The organism is Aquimarina macrocephali JAMB N27 (assembly GCF_000520995.1).
GTDB lineage: Bacteria > Bacteroidota > Bacteroidia > Flavobacteriales > Flavobacteriaceae > Aquimarina > Aquimarina macrocephali.
This window is the reverse complement of sequence record NZ_JACA01000045.1, coordinates 42,965-57,767: the sequence shown is the minus strand read 5'-3', so window position 1 is coordinate 57,767 and position 14,803 is coordinate 42,965. Positions and strand designations below refer to the sequence as shown.

17 protein-coding genes are annotated in these 14,803 nt (G+C 32.5%); 13 read left to right on the top strand and 4 right to left on the bottom strand.

Features of this window, described 5'->3' with window-relative positions:
- Positions 1–10 precede the first annotated feature (10 nt).
- Positions 11–517 carry a DUF4920 domain-containing protein gene (locus Z054_RS0121775; protein WP_024772148.1) on the bottom strand — a complete coding sequence of 169 codons (507 nt, stop codon included), beginning with the start codon at positions 515–517 and terminating at the stop codon, positions 11–13.
- A gap of 322 nt (positions 518–839) precedes the next feature.
- Here Z054_RS0121775 and Z054_RS0121770 point away from each other — a divergent pair, with 322 nt between their 5' ends.
- Complete coding sequence (locus Z054_RS0121770; protein WP_024772147.1) at positions 840–1,907, top strand: branched-chain amino acid aminotransferase; 1,068 nt, start codon at positions 840–842, stop codon at positions 1,905–1,907.
- A 69-nt stretch (positions 1,908–1,976) separates the two neighbouring features.
- On the opposite strand, the gene Z054_RS0121765 is transcribed toward Z054_RS0121770, so the two are convergent.
- Complete coding sequence (locus tag Z054_RS0121765) at positions 1,977–2,363, bottom strand: pyrophosphohydrolase domain-containing protein (RefSeq protein WP_024772146.1); 387 nt, start codon at positions 2,361–2,363, stop codon at positions 1,977–1,979.
- Positions 2,364–2,407: 44 nt separating this feature from the next.
- On the opposite strand from Z054_RS0121765, the gene Z054_RS32510 reads away from it, so the two are divergent.
- Positions 2,408–2,599 (top strand): hypothetical protein, encoded by a 192-nt coding sequence (locus Z054_RS32510; protein WP_035096817.1) that lies wholly within the window; start codon positions 2,408–2,410, stop codon positions 2,597–2,599.
- A 9-nt stretch (positions 2,600–2,608) separates the two neighbouring features.
- On the opposite strand, the gene Z054_RS0121760 is transcribed toward Z054_RS32510, so the two are convergent.
- Positions 2,609–3,370, bottom strand: coding sequence for a caspase family protein (locus Z054_RS0121760; RefSeq protein ID WP_024772145.1), 762 nt, complete (start codon positions 3,368–3,370; stop codon positions 2,609–2,611).
- A 120-nt stretch (positions 3,371–3,490) separates the two neighbouring features.
- On the opposite strand from Z054_RS0121760, the gene Z054_RS0121755 reads away from it, so the two are divergent.
- The 5 genes from Z054_RS0121755 to Z054_RS0121735 all read left to right on the top strand — a co-directional run bounded on the left by Z054_RS0121755 (position 3,491) and on the right by Z054_RS0121735 (position 7,933).
- Positions 3,491–4,099: a hypothetical protein gene (locus Z054_RS0121755; protein WP_024772144.1), complete on the top strand. Its 609-nt coding sequence runs from the start codon at positions 3,491–3,493 to the stop codon at positions 4,097–4,099.
- Positions 4,100–5,998 carry a sensor histidine kinase gene (locus Z054_RS0121750; protein WP_024772143.1) on the top strand — a complete coding sequence of 633 codons (1,899 nt, stop codon included), beginning with the start codon at positions 4,100–4,102 and terminating at the stop codon, positions 5,996–5,998.
- A complete protein-coding gene (locus Z054_RS0121745) occupies positions 5,995–6,621 on the top strand; it encodes a response regulator (protein WP_024772142.1) in 627 nt (208 codons plus the stop codon). Before Z054_RS0121750 ends, Z054_RS0121745 begins: the two co-directional genes overlap by 4 nt.
- Positions 6,622–6,765: 144 nt before the next feature.
- Positions 6,766–7,491: a hypothetical protein gene (locus Z054_RS0121740; RefSeq protein WP_024772141.1), complete on the top strand. Its 726-nt coding sequence runs from the start codon at positions 6,766–6,768 to the stop codon at positions 7,489–7,491.
- A gap of 7 nt (positions 7,492–7,498) precedes the next feature.
- A complete protein-coding gene (locus Z054_RS0121735; protein ID WP_024772140.1) occupies positions 7,499–7,933 on the top strand; it encodes a hypothetical protein in 435 nt (144 codons plus the stop codon).
- Positions 7,934–7,989: 56 nt separating this feature from the next.
- Here the strand turns inward: Z054_RS0121735 and Z054_RS0121730 are convergent, their stop codons facing one another.
- Positions 7,990–10,041 (bottom strand): dipeptidyl-peptidase 3 family protein, encoded by a 2,052-nt coding sequence (locus Z054_RS0121730; protein ID WP_024772139.1) that lies wholly within the window; start codon positions 10,039–10,041, stop codon positions 7,990–7,992.
- 92 nt (positions 10,042–10,133) lie between these two features.
- Here Z054_RS0121730 and Z054_RS0121725 point away from each other — a divergent pair, with 92 nt between their 5' ends.
- The 6 genes from Z054_RS0121725 to Z054_RS29015 all read left to right on the top strand — a co-directional run bounded on the left by Z054_RS0121725 (position 10,134) and on the right by Z054_RS29015 (position 14,763).
- Positions 10,134–11,168, top strand: coding sequence for an SRPBCC family protein (locus Z054_RS0121725; RefSeq protein ID WP_024772138.1), 1,035 nt, complete (start codon positions 10,134–10,136; stop codon positions 11,166–11,168).
- A gap of 129 nt (positions 11,169–11,297) precedes the next feature.
- Entirely contained in the window at positions 11,298–11,663 is a 366-nt protein-coding gene (gene crcB / locus Z054_RS0121720; RefSeq protein ID WP_024772137.1) for a fluoride efflux transporter CrcB, read from the top strand.
- A gap of 42 nt (positions 11,664–11,705) precedes the next feature.
- Entirely contained in the window at positions 11,706–12,044 is a 339-nt protein-coding gene (locus tag Z054_RS0121715; protein ID WP_024772136.1) for a P-II family nitrogen regulator, read from the top strand.
- Between the two features lie 321 nt (positions 12,045–12,365).
- On the top strand, positions 12,366–13,478 hold the full coding sequence (locus Z054_RS0121710; protein WP_024772135.1) for a porin: 1,113 nt from the start codon (positions 12,366–12,368) through the stop codon (positions 13,476–13,478).
- A 173-nt stretch (positions 13,479–13,651) separates the two neighbouring features.
- The gene (locus Z054_RS32505; protein WP_241461442.1) at positions 13,652–13,939 is read left to right on the top strand and encodes a porin; all 288 of its coding nucleotides are present in this window, start codon (positions 13,652–13,654) and stop codon (positions 13,937–13,939) included.
- Positions 13,891–14,763 (top strand): outer membrane beta-barrel protein, encoded by an 873-nt coding sequence (locus Z054_RS29015; RefSeq protein ID WP_241461441.1) that lies wholly within the window; start codon positions 13,891–13,893, stop codon positions 14,761–14,763. Before Z054_RS32505 ends, Z054_RS29015 begins: the two co-directional genes overlap by 49 nt.
- Positions 14,764–14,803 lie beyond the last annotated feature (40 nt).

The window sequence follows — 14,803 nt, the reverse complement described above, 5'->3', positions numbered from 1 at the left end:
TCTTCTTGCATTATTCTTTTATCAAAACACCTTCTGCTACAAAAGAATACGTTGTCTTAGGAGTTGTAATACTAGCAATTTCTTCTTCAGTTTTTCCTGCATCACTGGCAAAATGACGTTGCTCCTCTACAGACATCTCGCTCACAAATGCTTTTCCCTGAACAATGATAGTATCATTTTCTATATCCTTTGGCACAAAAAAACCATAGTCTTTAAACTTCACCATTGTTTCTTTACCTTCATCCAAAGCTACTTTCATCCAACAACCTTTAGCTTTACAAACAGCATTTACAGTACTCGAAAAAGCAACTGCTACAGTATCTCCTTCTTTTAAATTTTTATATTCTTCTGCTATTGCATCTCTATTGTAAATATGATCTGAAGATATTTTATCGCCAAAACTTTTATAATTTTCACTTGAAATATCTTTAACAGAAAAGAAGTTTTCTGTTTTAATCGATGAATTACAACCTACTAGTACTAACAATCCTACAAAAAACAATACATTTTTTTTCATAATCCTTTATTATCTATATGTTTTGCAAAATTAAACATTTTTAAAATTCTTATTTTACAAGAAAAGGGTATTTTTGTAGTGAATTAGAAGAATGTTAGTATTTCTTTGGTTTTGAGACTAAGAATATGATAACAAGCTATAGAAAAGCCTACTACTGTCATTAACTTTTAAAAGATAAACCAAGCGAAACGAGCATTAAGAAATTTAGATACTCTTTTCTTCAAAGTAACTATTTAAATCTCTTACCATAGGATGTAGTGACCTCACTCATTCTTAATCTTTTAATTAATGTAATGTAAAATAATTAAAACGACTGAAACAAATGAAAAACACAATTTCTCAAGCCTTGAAAATTAGTGAAGTAAGTGAGTCTAAAATCGGACAAGTAGATTTTGAAAACCTTAATTTCGGGAAAATTTTTACAGATCATATGTTTGTCTGTGATTATGTGAATGGAGAATGGCAAACACCAGAAATTGTTCCTTACGGACCACTCACCATGGAGCCTTCTGCTCGTGTTTTTCATTATGGCCAAGCAGTTTTTGAAGGAATGAAAGCGTATAAAGATGATAATGGAGATACTTTTTTATTCAGACCTGATGAAAATTTTAAACGTATCAACATATCTGCCGAACGTTTGGCTATACCAGAATTTCCTGAAGATTACTTTTTTGAAGGTTTAAATGCCTTATTAAAATTAGATGATGAATGGATCAAACCTGGTTACGGAAACTCATTATACATACGTCCTTTTGTTATCGCAACTCAGGCAAGTGTTTCTGCTTCTGAAGCAGATGAATATAAATTTATGATCATATGCTCACCTGCACAATCCTATTACAGTGGTGATGTGAGTGTATTGGTTGCAGAAAAATTTAGTCGTTCTGCTAACGGAGGTTTTGGATACGCAAAAGCCGCCGGAAACTATGCTGGGCAATTTTACCCAACAAAACTTGCACAAGAACAAGGATACCAACAAATAATCTGGACCGATGCTAATGCTCATGAATTTATGGAAGAGGCAGGAACGATGAATGTATTCTTTAGAGTTAATGACACCTTACTTACCGCTCCTGTGAGTGATAGAATTCTTGATGGGGTCACTCGTAAAAGTTTAATTACTATTGCCGAAAAAGAAGGTATTAAAGTAGATGTACGACCTGTTACGGTTAGCGAAATTGTAGAAGCTGCAAAAAACGGAAGTCTAAAAGAAGTTTTTGGTGCAGGAACTGCTGCTGTGGTAAGCCCGGTAAAAGCTTTTGGATATAAAGGAGAGCATTATGAAATCGAAAAGCAAGAAAATTCTTATGCTTCTCATTTCAAAAAAGCACTAATGGATATTCAATATAACAAAGCCGAAGATACTTTTGGCTGGAGATATAAAGTATAGCTAGATGCTAGAAAATATAATTCTCATACAATAAAAAAACTCCGGAATGTTCTTCCGGAGTTTTTTGTTTTATCGATCTAAGATTTCTTTGATATTAGGTTTAAAATAATTAGGTCCTTTAAGCACTTTGCCATCTTCTCTATAAATAGGTTGCCCATCTTCGCCTAGCTTACTCATATTACTACGCTGAATCTCGTTAAACACTTCCTCTATCTTGTGCTGCATACCATGCTCGATAATAGTCCCACATAAGATATATAGCATATCTCCTAATGCATCAGCTACTTCTATCAAATCATTGTCTTGAGCAGCCTCTAAATATTCTTCATTCTCCTCTTTCATCAGGTTAAACCGAAGTGTGTTTTTAGCGGCTCCCAGATCGGCTATGGGTTCGTTTTTATATCCAAGTTTAAATGAAGTGTGAAATTCTTGTACTGCAGCAATTTTATCTTTCATCAGTATATTTTTATAGATTATCTTTGCCGTAAAAATAACAATTTATGTTTAGTCAGGGCCAGTTAATATTTGCAGGATTTTTTGTCGTAGCATTTATCATCTTAATGATATTTAGCTATCGAAAAGATATCAAACTACATCGCAAATATTACAAGGGTAGCCTTTTTATTCTCATTGGTTTTATTATCTTTATTTTGTTGCTTTTTGCCTTAAAAACGTATTTACAACCCGAGTAAAACACACTCTTAGAACATCTTATGTTCCATTTTTAAATCATAATCTGAAATTACCGATACTTGTTCGACATTTTCTTTGTCTTTAATTTCTGTATTTACTAGATCTAAAAAATTGCCAAAATTTATATTTTCGTTTCCTCTTAGAAGTATTTGAGTTGCATAATGGGAGAATACGCCATTGTACATTTCACCAAACTGCTTCTCATATGCTTGTTTATATTTTCCACAAGCAGCCAATGTAATAACGCTATCGCCATTCACTTCTCTCATAACCAATCCTTCATCTTCATTAGATTCTACTGAAGGGAATTCCATATCTTCTACAGGAATAGATTTTACCATATAATTTAAACCAATTCGCTCAAAATCTAAAAATTTATGCGGTTCAAAAACACCTTCAGAGTGGCATGTATCAAAAATCAAAATCAATTTTCTATCTTTTTTTACTCTTTTTTTAAATTTGTCAATTTCATAGTCCCAAATAACCTTATCAGTTGCTACAATACCTTCGTTATATTTATCACTATCATCATGTCTTCGAACTCCGTGTCCAGAGAAAAAGAAAACGCCTATATCTCCTTTTTCCAAAGAAGAGACTAATAATTGAAGCTGGTCCAACACTTCTTGTTTTAGCAGGTCGTATTTTTTCTTTGTTATAAATCCAAATTTGATTCTCAAAACATCTTCCCATAATGTAACATCATTTTGACATCCTTCTAGTGTATAGTTTACTGGATATTTATTTATCCCAATTAAAATTGATTTTTTCATAATTATTTAGTTTTTTGTAAATCTAAAAGTTTGATTTAAGAATAGATATACCTTGTATTGGGTATATCTTATAAACCAATTGTTTTGCTAATTTGCCATATAAATTATAAAAACAAAAAAATGAATTATTCTACAAATGTATTTTTTAAGGAAAAAGATGAACGGTATCAACTCGTCTATAGCAGCCAGATGTATGGTACTTTTTTTGGGGTTTACGCATGTTTCACGGTTTCTAAAACGACTGTAGAAAGTGTTAGATTTAAGTTAATTAATTATAAAGGACCACTTAACATAGGCCTTAAACATGTTGATTTCTTAGGACTAATAGAAGAACAACTTGAACCTGAAAAAGATGATATTACTGGCCCTATCATTAACTGTATGGCTTTTGATTTAACTCTACAAGCATTACATCCTGAGGTGACTTTTCCCCCGAAAACCGATCCTGAACAACTTATTAATTGTAATTTAACCGATCTTCAAAATGATCACTATCTATCTGTACGAAGAAAGTTTGAGAAAATTGGTTCTTCTGCAATTGAAGGAGGAATTTTTGACAGTGAATTTTATTATAGAGACGGTCTAAGGTCTGAATACGAATTTGGAAATAATTTTCAAACCTATAGACAAGGGCGTCCAGAAAAAACCCAATTAACTGGGTCTGCAAAAATAATTGATAAGGGCACCGGAAAAATATGCCCACGTGGGTTTGCCAAAATAATATTCTAAATGAAAAAATATCCGCTTTTATGTATTTGCTTATTATTTCTTTCTTTTGTTAGATCTTCTGCAAAAGACATTAATCATTTACAAACTTATTTTGATTTAATAATAAACTTAGAATATGAAAAAGCAAAAATCAAAGCTAATGATATAACTTCTGGCATACTTAAAGAAGATTTGATAATATTATCAAATCTTCTTTTCTATAACGGACAGGAAAAAATAAAACCTAAGATTTCATATAGAGATCAAATATCAGATCCCTTTCAAAAATGCATTAACTATCTTAATATAGGCTATGACAGATTATATCACAATAAAGACAGAACTACGGTTATTGAATCTTTTTATAATGCTTACACCTTTGCCAAAGAAACAAAAAGGCCTTATTTAATAAAGTTTTGCTTGCTAAGCATCTTGGAATTATATCATTATGAGTACTCACAAACCAACAAACAATTCGAAAACTATCTACTTGAATATAAAAGACTAGCAAAAACACCTATAGAAAAATGCTGGGCTTTTAAGTATGAAATTTATTTTGATTACCAAGCTATTCCTAATGACGATGATGATTCTTTTTTACTCACTAATGAACTAGAGGAACAAGTACAACTGCTCAATAAAAATCACAGATTTCGTCCTCTGTTTTATTCTTTAAAAGCTATTCAATTAGAATTAGAAAAAAAAACACTAGAAGCCACCAAGCTACATCAAAAAGTTTTAATCGAAACAAGTGATGTTCCTTTTTTAAAATACTTAAAATTCAGAACACATATTCGTTTATCAGAAATTTATCGAAAACAAAAGAAATATTCAACTGGTTTAAAACATATTGATATTGCAAAAAAATTTGTTGACATTTCTGATTCTCTTAGATCAAAAATTTACATTTATAACTATGCTTCTTTAAACAATGAAGGTCTTGGTAACTATTTCTTGGCACTGAAGCAACGAGATAGCTCGACAATACTCGAACAGCAACTTAGTATCCAAAAAAATACTTTACAAAATTCTGCTATGGAAATTAAACTTAGAACAGCAGAAAAAGAAAAAGAAATAGTTCAACTATTAAACACTAACCTTAAAACCGAAGCTAGCAGAGTACAAAACAGGAATCTACTAATAGGGTCGCTTTCTCTTATCCTTGTGGGTTCAATATTTGTATTTCTTGTATACAAAAACACCAAACGCAAACAACGCATTGCAAAACAAGAACGTGAGATCGAAATCCAAAAAACAGAAAAGCTTCTTAAAGAGCAAGAGCTTACTGCTATTGATGCTATGATCTCTGGACAAGAGAAAGAACGACAACGTTTGGCCAATGAACTGCATGATAACCTGGGAAGTACACTCGCAACGGTCAAACTTCATTTTCAGCATTTACAACATAATAAGGACAACCCTAAACTTGAACATGTAGAAGAATTATATACCAAGACGAATGCGCTATTAGATGAAGCCTACCAAAAAGTACGAACCATTGCTCATGAAAAAAATAGTGGAGTGATGGCCAATCAAGGATTACTCCCTGCAGTTAAAAAGCTCGCTAAAAAAGTAGGTAATGGTGATGCTTTACATATCGAAGTACAGGATTATGGGTTAGAAGAGCGGTTGGACAATGCATTAGAAATTTCAATCTTTAGGATGATCCAGGAGCTCATTACCAATGCTATTAAACATGCCGAAGCTTCAGAAATACATATCTCTTTAACCAATCATGATTCTCTTTTAAACATCATCATAGAGGATAATGGTAGAGGTTTTGATGCCAAAGTACTCCCTCAAAAAGAAGGCATGGGATTAAGGAATATTGAAAAACGAGTAGAACATCTCCAAGGAACCTTCGAGATTGATTCTACTATAGAAAAAGGAACTAATATCATAATAAATATCCCCATATGATCACTATAGCAATCGCAGAAGACCACCAATCTCTTATCGATGGTGTAGAACTTCTTCTTCGGTATGAAGAAGAAATTAGTATAGTTGGTATGGCTAATGATGGAGAAGAGCTACTCAATATTGTAAGAAGAAAACAACCTAAAGTTGTACTTACTGATATCAGAATGCCTAAAATTGATGGTATTGCTGCTACCAGAATCATAAAAAAAGAATTTCCTTACACCAAAATTATTGCCTTCTCTATGTTTGACCAGGAAGATGCTGTTCGGCAAATGATCGAAGCTGGAGCTTCTGGATACTTACTTAAAAATTCACCTCTGGAAGAAGTATTAACAGCAATACAACAAATAGCAAAAGGAGAAACCTATTTTGATGCCGCTATTGACCCATCACTCTTTTCTAAAGATGCCAAACAACCATCTAAAAAACAGCTCTTATCAAAAAGTGAACGGGAAATCTTAAAACTTATCGGACAAGGAAAAACCTCATCAGAGATAGCTGCCATTCGTTTTAATTCGGTATCTACTGTAGAAACTCACCGTAAAAATATCATACGCAAACTGGGCCTTCATGGCAAAGGAGAATTATTACGCTATGCTATTGAAAAAAAGTATGATTTTTAAGTAATTTCCTTTATACAAAAGATAAAAATACCCAGCTATGGGTATTTTTTTGTGCTTGATTGTTAGGTAGTTTTGACATGAATTATAAAAAAACCGAACCTAGAAACCACAATGTTTTATCATTCATTATACAAACAATCTGATATGAAAACACTAATTACATTAAGTCTATTGATCGCATTTAATTTTTCGTTTGGGCAACAAAAAGCCTACACAAAATATAAAAAAGATAAAACTTCTAAAGAATTCAAGACTTTAAACACATCAGGAGGAGATAATAATCAAGAAGAATTTAAAACACTAGAAGACTCTGAAAAAGAAAATGGAAGTATTGGTGAAAATATATCTTTCGGATTAAGTTTAGGATTTAATGGAAGTACAGAAAATATTAAAACCGTACAAATATCGCCAATAGACAATACCGTTATTCTAAACAAAGGCCAAAAAACAAGTTTTGTTTTATCTACAGTAGTCTCAATACCTATTTCTTTCAAGAAGAATTTAACCTATCGCTTTACAGACAAAGATGGTAACCAAATCGGGCAGATTCATAAAATATCGGATTGGAGTTTTATTGCTTCGGTAAATCTGATAACATTACAAGGAGCTCAATCGGGTAATGTTTTTAATCAAAAGATTAGTGGAGGTTTAGGTGTTTCATATAATTTCACCGAAGATTTTTCTATTGGTCTGACCTATGAATTAATATCCAGCAGAAGCCCAAAAGATTTTCTTATCCAATCATCTGGTAAAGAAATTCAGGAAAACGGAGAAACTGTTACTGCTCTCGACATTACAAATAATGAATACTTCTATGATAAATATTTAGGAACAGTTTCTTTCAAATTTATTTATAAACTAACAAAATAGATTTACAATGAAAACAAAAACACTACTACCTCGCGTATTTACAGAAAAGGATACATTAATCGAACCTAATATAAATGTAGATAGTTATTTTCAAAAAGTTATAAAATACATCCCTGGAGAAATCATTGCCTTTTATTTGGTATTCAATAAGTTTGCAATTGAAGAAGGAAAAACTGGGTTTTTAGTTTTATTTTTTATTGGATTAACACTTACTCCTTTTTATAAATACTTTGGGCTTAAAGATCAGTCTAAAAAACTAAAAACACCATGGTTTCAAATCATTATATCTATTATAGCATTTACTATTTGGGTACTTGCTTTAGGAGATTTCAATGAAGTGCAGATAGTCAATTACAATCCATTTTATGCTTCACTAATCTTAGCTACATTTACTTTAACAACTCCAATTTTAGAGCAAATTTTTGAATTCAAAAAGAAATAAAAAAGAGCCTCAAAAAAATATTATGAGGCTCTTTATAAAATTTTTATGTAATATGATTAATTCACCTCTGGTAAGAAGTTATAATTCTTACTGTACCATAACATTTGCTCTTCAAAGGTTTTAGGTTGAAATATTTCAAAACCTATAATCTCATCTGCATCATTAGTTTTTGGTACTAAAACAGGATTTACAAAACCACTATATGGTGCTGATGTAAATTGCTTATTACGCTCTAATACTTCTGCATGTACAGCTTGATCAACTTTTACACCATATCCTTCTACCAAAGCTTCTGCCGCCTTATAATCTCCTTCAGATTTGATACGTTGTGTTTCTTTTAATAAACGACCAAAGATTTCACGTAGTTTAGTGTAGTCATTAATATTAAAGTAAGTTTTTCCTTCTCTACTTACTTTTTCGATTACATTATCTTTCTTTCCTTGCTCAAAAGCCCAACCACTAACCCACTGGCGGTTACGCATATGAGCTTCTTCTACATCATCACCAAGATTTAAACGAATCAATTGTGTCATTAATCCATTTCTAATATATCCATCATAAGCAGCTTTACCTGTCTTTTCCCAATCTTCAACTAATCCTAGTTCTTGTAATTTTGGATCCATTAAATAGTATAATCCAACTAAATCAGCACGACCTTCTTCCATAGTAGAAGCATAGTTCTTTAATGTTTCTTTAGTTTCTCCTACTCCCGGGTTTAATTTTCCAGATGCATGACCAACTACTTCATGTAATGCTGTATGTAACTTATCTCCTAATTGTCCATATTTTTCTTCTAGTTCAAACTCTTCATCATCATGTACAAACTCTTTTAAACGTCCCGAACCACCGGCATTATTATAAGCACCGATAATATTCCCTAAGGATACAGACTTAGAACCTACAGCAGCTCTAATCCAGTTTGCATTAGGAAGATTTACTCCTATAGGTGTACTTGGTGATGCATCTCCTGCCTCTCCGGCAACAGCTACTACTTTATACGAAACCCCTACAACACTATCTTTTTTATGAGCATCCATTAATGGAGAATTATCTTCAAACCACTGCGCATTTTCTGATAGTACAGACATTTTTTTAGACATATCAAAATCCTTGATCTGTACAATAGTTTCATAAGAACCTCTATATCCTAATGGATCATTATATACTTCAATAAAACTATTAATGTAATCGATATTACCATCAGTAGCTGCCGTCCATGCCACATTATAATCATCCCAGGTTTGTAAATTTCCTGTCTTATAATATTCGATCAATAACCCTAAGGCATCTCCTTGTGCTTCATTTTCTGCTACACCTTTTGCTTTTTCTAACCATTTGATGATTTCGTCGATTGCAGATCCATACAATCCTCCTGATTTATATACTCGCTCTTTTAATTTTCCATTTTCTTTTACCAATTGAGAGTTTAAACCAAAGGATAAAGGTTTCTCTGCATTTGGAGATTTCATTTTACTATAGAATGATGTAACATCGGTATTAGTAACTCCAGGGCCATAAAAGTTAACCGCAGATAGTGCTACATTATCAACTCCTTTTGCTTGATTTACTTTTTTATCATCTTGATCATTAAAGATCACTTCATATACTTCTTTAGGCACTTCGGTTCCTGTAGCAGCAAGAAGAGAGCTAAAGTAATCTCGACTAAATTCTGGTTTAATCTTACCATTACTATAGTGATGATGAATCCCGTTAGAAAACCAAACTCGTTTTAGATATGTTTCAAAAGCTTTCCAGTTTGCATCACTCTTATTTCCCTCATAAGAAGTGTGAACTTTTTCTAATGCTTTTCGGATAGTAAGATTATGACGGTAATTCTGATCCCACATAATATCTCTTCCACTTAATCCTGCTTGTGTAAGATAATATACTAATTTTTGTTCTTTCAAAGTAAGATTATCCCAACCCGGTATTTGGTATCTTAAAATTTTAAGATCAGCAAATTGCTCTACAACATAATCAAACTTTTCCTCTGCTACCTCCTGTTTTTCTTCCTGTTGGTTAATTTGATCCTTAACGCTTGGATCCTTTTTACATGCAATCATTAAACTAGTGATCGCTATAAAAAATAATATTCTGTCGAGTTTCATTTGTTTTATTTTATTGTTTTGACAAATGTAACAAAATAAAAGGATGTTAAAATTGTTTATATTAGCTGACCAAACAATCTAAACTAACTAACATGAAAATAGTGAAATATTTATTTTTTCTATTATTATTAGTAATAATTGGCGGAGCTGTTTATGTTGCTACCATAGACGGCGAGTATCAAGTAGAAGAAAGTAGAGTAATAGATGCTCCCGATGAGTTATTATTTGCTACAATCAATGAGTATAAGACTTGGGATAAATGGGGACCTTGGATGGATGAATCTGATGATTTTATTATGGAATATCCCGAAAAAACAAGTGGCGAAGGTGCTTCTTATAGTTGGAAAAGCGAAACACAAGGAGATGGTAAAATGGAGACCATAAAGGCTTCTCCGTTTACTAGCATAGATCAAAATATCACATTTGTCACTCCAATGGGAGAAAGTAAAAGTGATGTGTACTGGAAATTTGAAAAAATAGAAGGTAAAAAAACCAAAGTGACCTGGGGAATGAAAGGCGAACAATCTTTTATGGAAAAGGCATTTTGGGCTACTCAAGATAGTACTATATCTCAAATGATAAAGCCTATGTATGCTCGCGGACTCGAAAAACTTGATGCATTTACTGATGAAAAAATGAAAAAATATGCTGTTCATGTAGATGGAGTTACGGAACATGGAGGTGGGTTTTATATGTACAGTGCTACTGCTTCTTCAATAGCTATAATTCCTGAAAAAATGAAAGATATGATCCCTGCAGTGGATACATATATGAAACAAAACAATCTTCCTCAAACAGGTATGCCCTTTACATTATATAATGAGTATAATGAAGAACAAGGAACAGCAATTTTCTCTACAGCAATTCCAACCAGAGATAAAGTAATTACTCCTAAAGAAAGTTCTATTCTTTGTGATTTTTTACCAAGACAGAAAGTAGTAAAGACGACGCTTAAAGGAGACTATATCAACCTAAAAGAAGCGTGGGAAGCTGGTTACAAATATATTGCAGAGAACAATCTAGAGCCAAATATGGAATCTGCAGCTTTTGAAGTGTATCGTGTAGAGCCAAGATTACAACCAAACCCTGCTGAGTGGGTTACAGAAATATATATTCCAATAAAATAATACTATATAAACTACATTCTATAGAATGATAGAATGTAGTTTATTAATTTATGGGACACATAGTAACCAAGTTGATACGAACATCAATCAATACCAGCCTGACCTTTAAGAAACAATAGATAAAAACAGATGAAACAAATACTTTTGGTGTTTATTGGAGGCGGCACAGGTAGCATCGCACGTTATCTTATAAGTAAATACCTCAATAGTTCTTCTACAGGAATCCCATATGGTACCTTTACAGCTAATATTTTAGGCAGTCTTTTTATTGGGATTATTCTAGGTCTAGCACTTAAAAACAATGTAATATCACAAAATACAGTTACCCTTTTGGCAACAGGTTTTTGTGGAGGATTTACCACTTTTTCTACATTTGCCTACGAAAATCATGTATTACTAAAATCCGGAGATTTTATCAACTTTATCATCTATGCTGCCGGATCATTTGTGGTTGGAGTTCTTTTCATATTTTTAGGGATGTTTATTGTAAAATAATCCAATAAAAATTGTGCCGGAGATTAATTTAAGTAAAGGCTTATGAAAAAAATCGAAGCAATTATACGCAAATCAAAATTCGAAGCTGTAAAAGAAGCTCTACATAAAATTGAAGTAAATTTCTTTACCTATTGGGATGTAACAGGTGTTGGCAATGAAAAGAAAGGCCATGTATACAGAGGGATCACCTATAATACATCTGATATACCACGTAGATACTTATCTATAGTTGTCTCTGATGAATTTGAGAAAAAAACAATTCGCGCATTAATAGATTCTGCTAAAACCGGAGAAGTTGGTGATGGAAAAATATTTGTATCAAACATCCAGGACACTTACAGAATCAGAACCGAAGAAAAAGGTAATCAGGCATTACTCTAAATTTCTGCCGTACTTATCATTTCCAATATTCTCTATTTAAATAAACTCACATTAAGCTTTTAGCTAATCCCACTTTCTAATGTGTTTATTAAGGCCTTTTTAAATAAAACAAACACAATATCATAAGAAAAGCCTAAAAAAGCACTTTCAAATTCTTAAAATATATAAAAATAAAAGTTATACCCTAATTTTATCAGGGTATAAAATACAATATACACAAAAATTAGCATTCATACCCTATATTTTTTAAGGTTAAAATTGTTTTTATATAGATTTACCGTGCCAATTAAAAACTAATTATAACGGTAATCAATGTTAATTATGAAAACAAAAACCACCACATTTTTTTTAAGAAAAGTAACTTTTTTTACATTAATCTTTTTGAGTTTAAATGTCATTAGCCAAGAAGAAAAACCAAAATCAACACTCGATAAATTAGTATCCAAAATAAACTTATCAGGATCAGTTGATGGCTATTACAGGTACAATTTTGCAGCCCCTAATGACAACTCGGTAGCCCCACAAACATCTTTTGCAAACGAAAATGGTTTTGCACTAGGTATGGCTAATACTATTTTGGGGTATGAAGGCGAAAAAGTTGGATTTGTAGCCGACCTTGTCTTTGGATCCAGAGGCGAAGATGCTGTATTTAATTCTGATGATTCTGCTCAAATTATAAACCAGCTATACGTCTATTGGAATGTAACCAAAAGTGTTAAACTTACCTTCGGTAATTTTAATACTTTTATTGGATATGAAGTAATTTCACCAACAGGGAATTTCAATTACTCTACTTCGTATATGTTCTCATACGGTCCCTTCTCTCACACTGGTTTGAAAGCAGATGTTGCAATAAGTAAAAAATGGTCTGCTATGTTTGCTATAATGAATCCTAGTGATTATACAGATAATAATCCGTTTGACACCTACATTGCAGGGGCACAAATAGGATATACCCTCGATAATGGTAGTGCTTTTCTTAACTTTAGATATGGTAATGAAGGAGAGCCCGGAGAAGTAGGCCCTACTTTTCAGGTAGACCTTACTACCGGATGGGATCTAACACAAGATTTTTATCTTGGAGTAAACACAACTTATGTATCTACAGAACCACAAGAAAACGGAGATGCTTCTGGATTTTATGGAGTAGCATTATATCCTCAATACAAAACATCTGAAAAATTCGCTATAGGAATAAGAGGAGAATATTTCTCGGTTTATAATGGAGGGTTAACAGATGTAATTGGTTTAGATACACAAGGTGATGGAGATGTTATCACAGCTACACTTACAGGAAATTATACTATTGGAGAGTTAACTCTTAAACCAGAATTAAGAATAGATACAACTTCTGAAGATTTCTTTATCGATAATGACAGAGAGGCAACAAAAAGTCTTTCTTCTTTTGTACTTGGGGCTGTATATAAATTCTAGTATATCTTTTTATAAAGTAAAAGCGTTCTGAATTATCAGAGCGCTTTTTTTATTCATTCTCTAAATACTTTTTGTCATTAAAAACACCTTACAACTTTATCCTTTCGGGTTCAAATTCTTTTACATAGTTTTACACCCCTAATCAAAAATAATTACAACAATTAAAACTAACTATGAAAGCAAAGGTCATCACAAAATTTTTAAAAAAAGTAGCTCTCTTTACTTTATTTTTTTTGAGTTTCAATGCCATTAGCCAGGAAGAAAAACCAAAATCGACACTCGATAAATTATTGTCCAAAATAAGCTTATCAGGATCAGTTGATGGATATTACAGATATAATTTTGCAGCTCCTAATGATAACTCGGTAGCCCACAAACATTTTTTGCAGACGAAAGCGGCTTTGCACTGGGTATGGCTAATGCTATTTTGGGGTATGAAGGCGAAAAAGTTGGATTTGTAGCCGATCTTGTCTTTGGACCCAGAGGTGAAGATGCTGTATTTAATTCTGATGATTCTGCTCAAATTATAAACCAGCTATATGTCTATTGGAATGTAACTGAAAGTGTTAAACTTACCTTCGGTAATTTTAATACTTTTATTGGGTATGAAATGATTTCGCCGACAGAAAATTTCAATTATTCTACTTCATATATGTTCACTTATGGTCCTTTATCTCATACTGGTTTGAAGGCAGATATTGCAATAAGTGAAAAATGGTCTGCTATGCTTGCTATAATGAATCCTAGTGATTATACAGATAATAACCCGTTTGACACCTACATTGCTGGAGCACAAATAGGATATACCCTCGATAAGGGTAGTGCTTTTCTTAACTTTAGATATGGTAATGAAGGAGAGCCCGGAGAAGTAGGCCCTACTTTTCAGGTAGATCTTACTACCGGATGGGACCTGACACAAGATTTCTACCTTGGAGTAAACACAACTTATGTATCTACAGAACCACAAGAAAACGGAGATGCTTCTGGGTTTTACGGAGCAGCATTATATCCTCAATACAGAACATCTGAAAAATTCGCTATAGGAATAAGAGGAGAATATTTCTCGGTTTACAATGGAGGGTTAACAGATGTAATTGGTTTAGATACACAAGGTGATGGAGATGTTATCACAGCTACACTTACAGGAAATTATACTATTGGAGAATTAACTCTCAAACCAGAATTAAGAATAGATACAACTTCTGAAGATTTCTTTATCGATAATGATAGAGAGGCAACAAAAAGTCTTTCTTCTTTTGTACTTGGGGCTGTATATAAATTCTAGTATATCTTTTTATAAAGTAAAAGCGTTCTGAATTATCAGA

Coding starts and splice junctions, on each gene's coding strand:
- Z054_RS0121775 (WP_024772148.1), bottom strand. CDS start 517: ATGAAAAAAAATGTATTGTTTTTTGTAGGATTGTTAGTACTAGTAGGT.
- Z054_RS0121770 (WP_024772147.1), top strand. CDS start 840: ATGAAAAACACAATTTCTCAAGCCTTGAAAATTAGTGAAGTAAGTGAG.
- Z054_RS0121765 (WP_024772146.1), bottom strand. CDS start 2,363: ATGAAAGATAAAATTGCTGCAGTACAAGAATTTCACACTTCATTTAAA.
- Z054_RS32510 (WP_035096817.1), top strand. CDS start 2,408: ATGTTTAGTCAGGGCCAGTTAATATTTGCAGGATTTTTTGTCGTAGCA.
- Z054_RS0121760 (WP_024772145.1), bottom strand. CDS start 3,370: ATGAAAAAATCAATTTTAATTGGGATAAATAAATATCCAGTAAACTAT.
- Z054_RS0121755 (WP_024772144.1), top strand. CDS start 3,491: ATGAATTATTCTACAAATGTATTTTTTAAGGAAAAAGATGAACGGTAT.
- Z054_RS0121750 (WP_024772143.1), top strand. CDS start 4,100: ATGAAAAAATATCCGCTTTTATGTATTTGCTTATTATTTCTTTCTTTT.
- Z054_RS0121745 (WP_024772142.1), top strand. CDS start 5,995: ATGATCACTATAGCAATCGCAGAAGACCACCAATCTCTTATCGATGGT.
- Z054_RS0121740 (WP_024772141.1), top strand. CDS start 6,766: ATGAAAACACTAATTACATTAAGTCTATTGATCGCATTTAATTTTTCG.
- Z054_RS0121735 (WP_024772140.1), top strand. CDS start 7,499: ATGAAAACAAAAACACTACTACCTCGCGTATTTACAGAAAAGGATACA.
- Z054_RS0121730 (WP_024772139.1), bottom strand. CDS start 10,041: ATGAAACTCGACAGAATATTATTTTTTATAGCGATCACTAGTTTAATG.
- Z054_RS0121725 (WP_024772138.1), top strand. CDS start 10,134: ATGAAAATAGTGAAATATTTATTTTTTCTATTATTATTAGTAATAATT.
- crcB (WP_024772137.1), top strand. CDS start 11,298: ATGAAACAAATACTTTTGGTGTTTATTGGAGGCGGCACAGGTAGCATC.
- Z054_RS0121715 (WP_024772136.1), top strand. CDS start 11,706: ATGAAAAAAATCGAAGCAATTATACGCAAATCAAAATTCGAAGCTGTA.
- Z054_RS0121710 (WP_024772135.1), top strand. CDS start 12,366: ATGAAAACAAAAACCACCACATTTTTTTTAAGAAAAGTAACTTTTTTT.
- Z054_RS32505 (WP_241461442.1), top strand. CDS start 13,652: ATGAAAGCAAAGGTCATCACAAAATTTTTAAAAAAAGTAGCTCTCTTT.
- Z054_RS29015 (WP_241461441.1), top strand. CDS start 13,891: ATGGCTAATGCTATTTTGGGGTATGAAGGCGAAAAAGTTGGATTTGTA.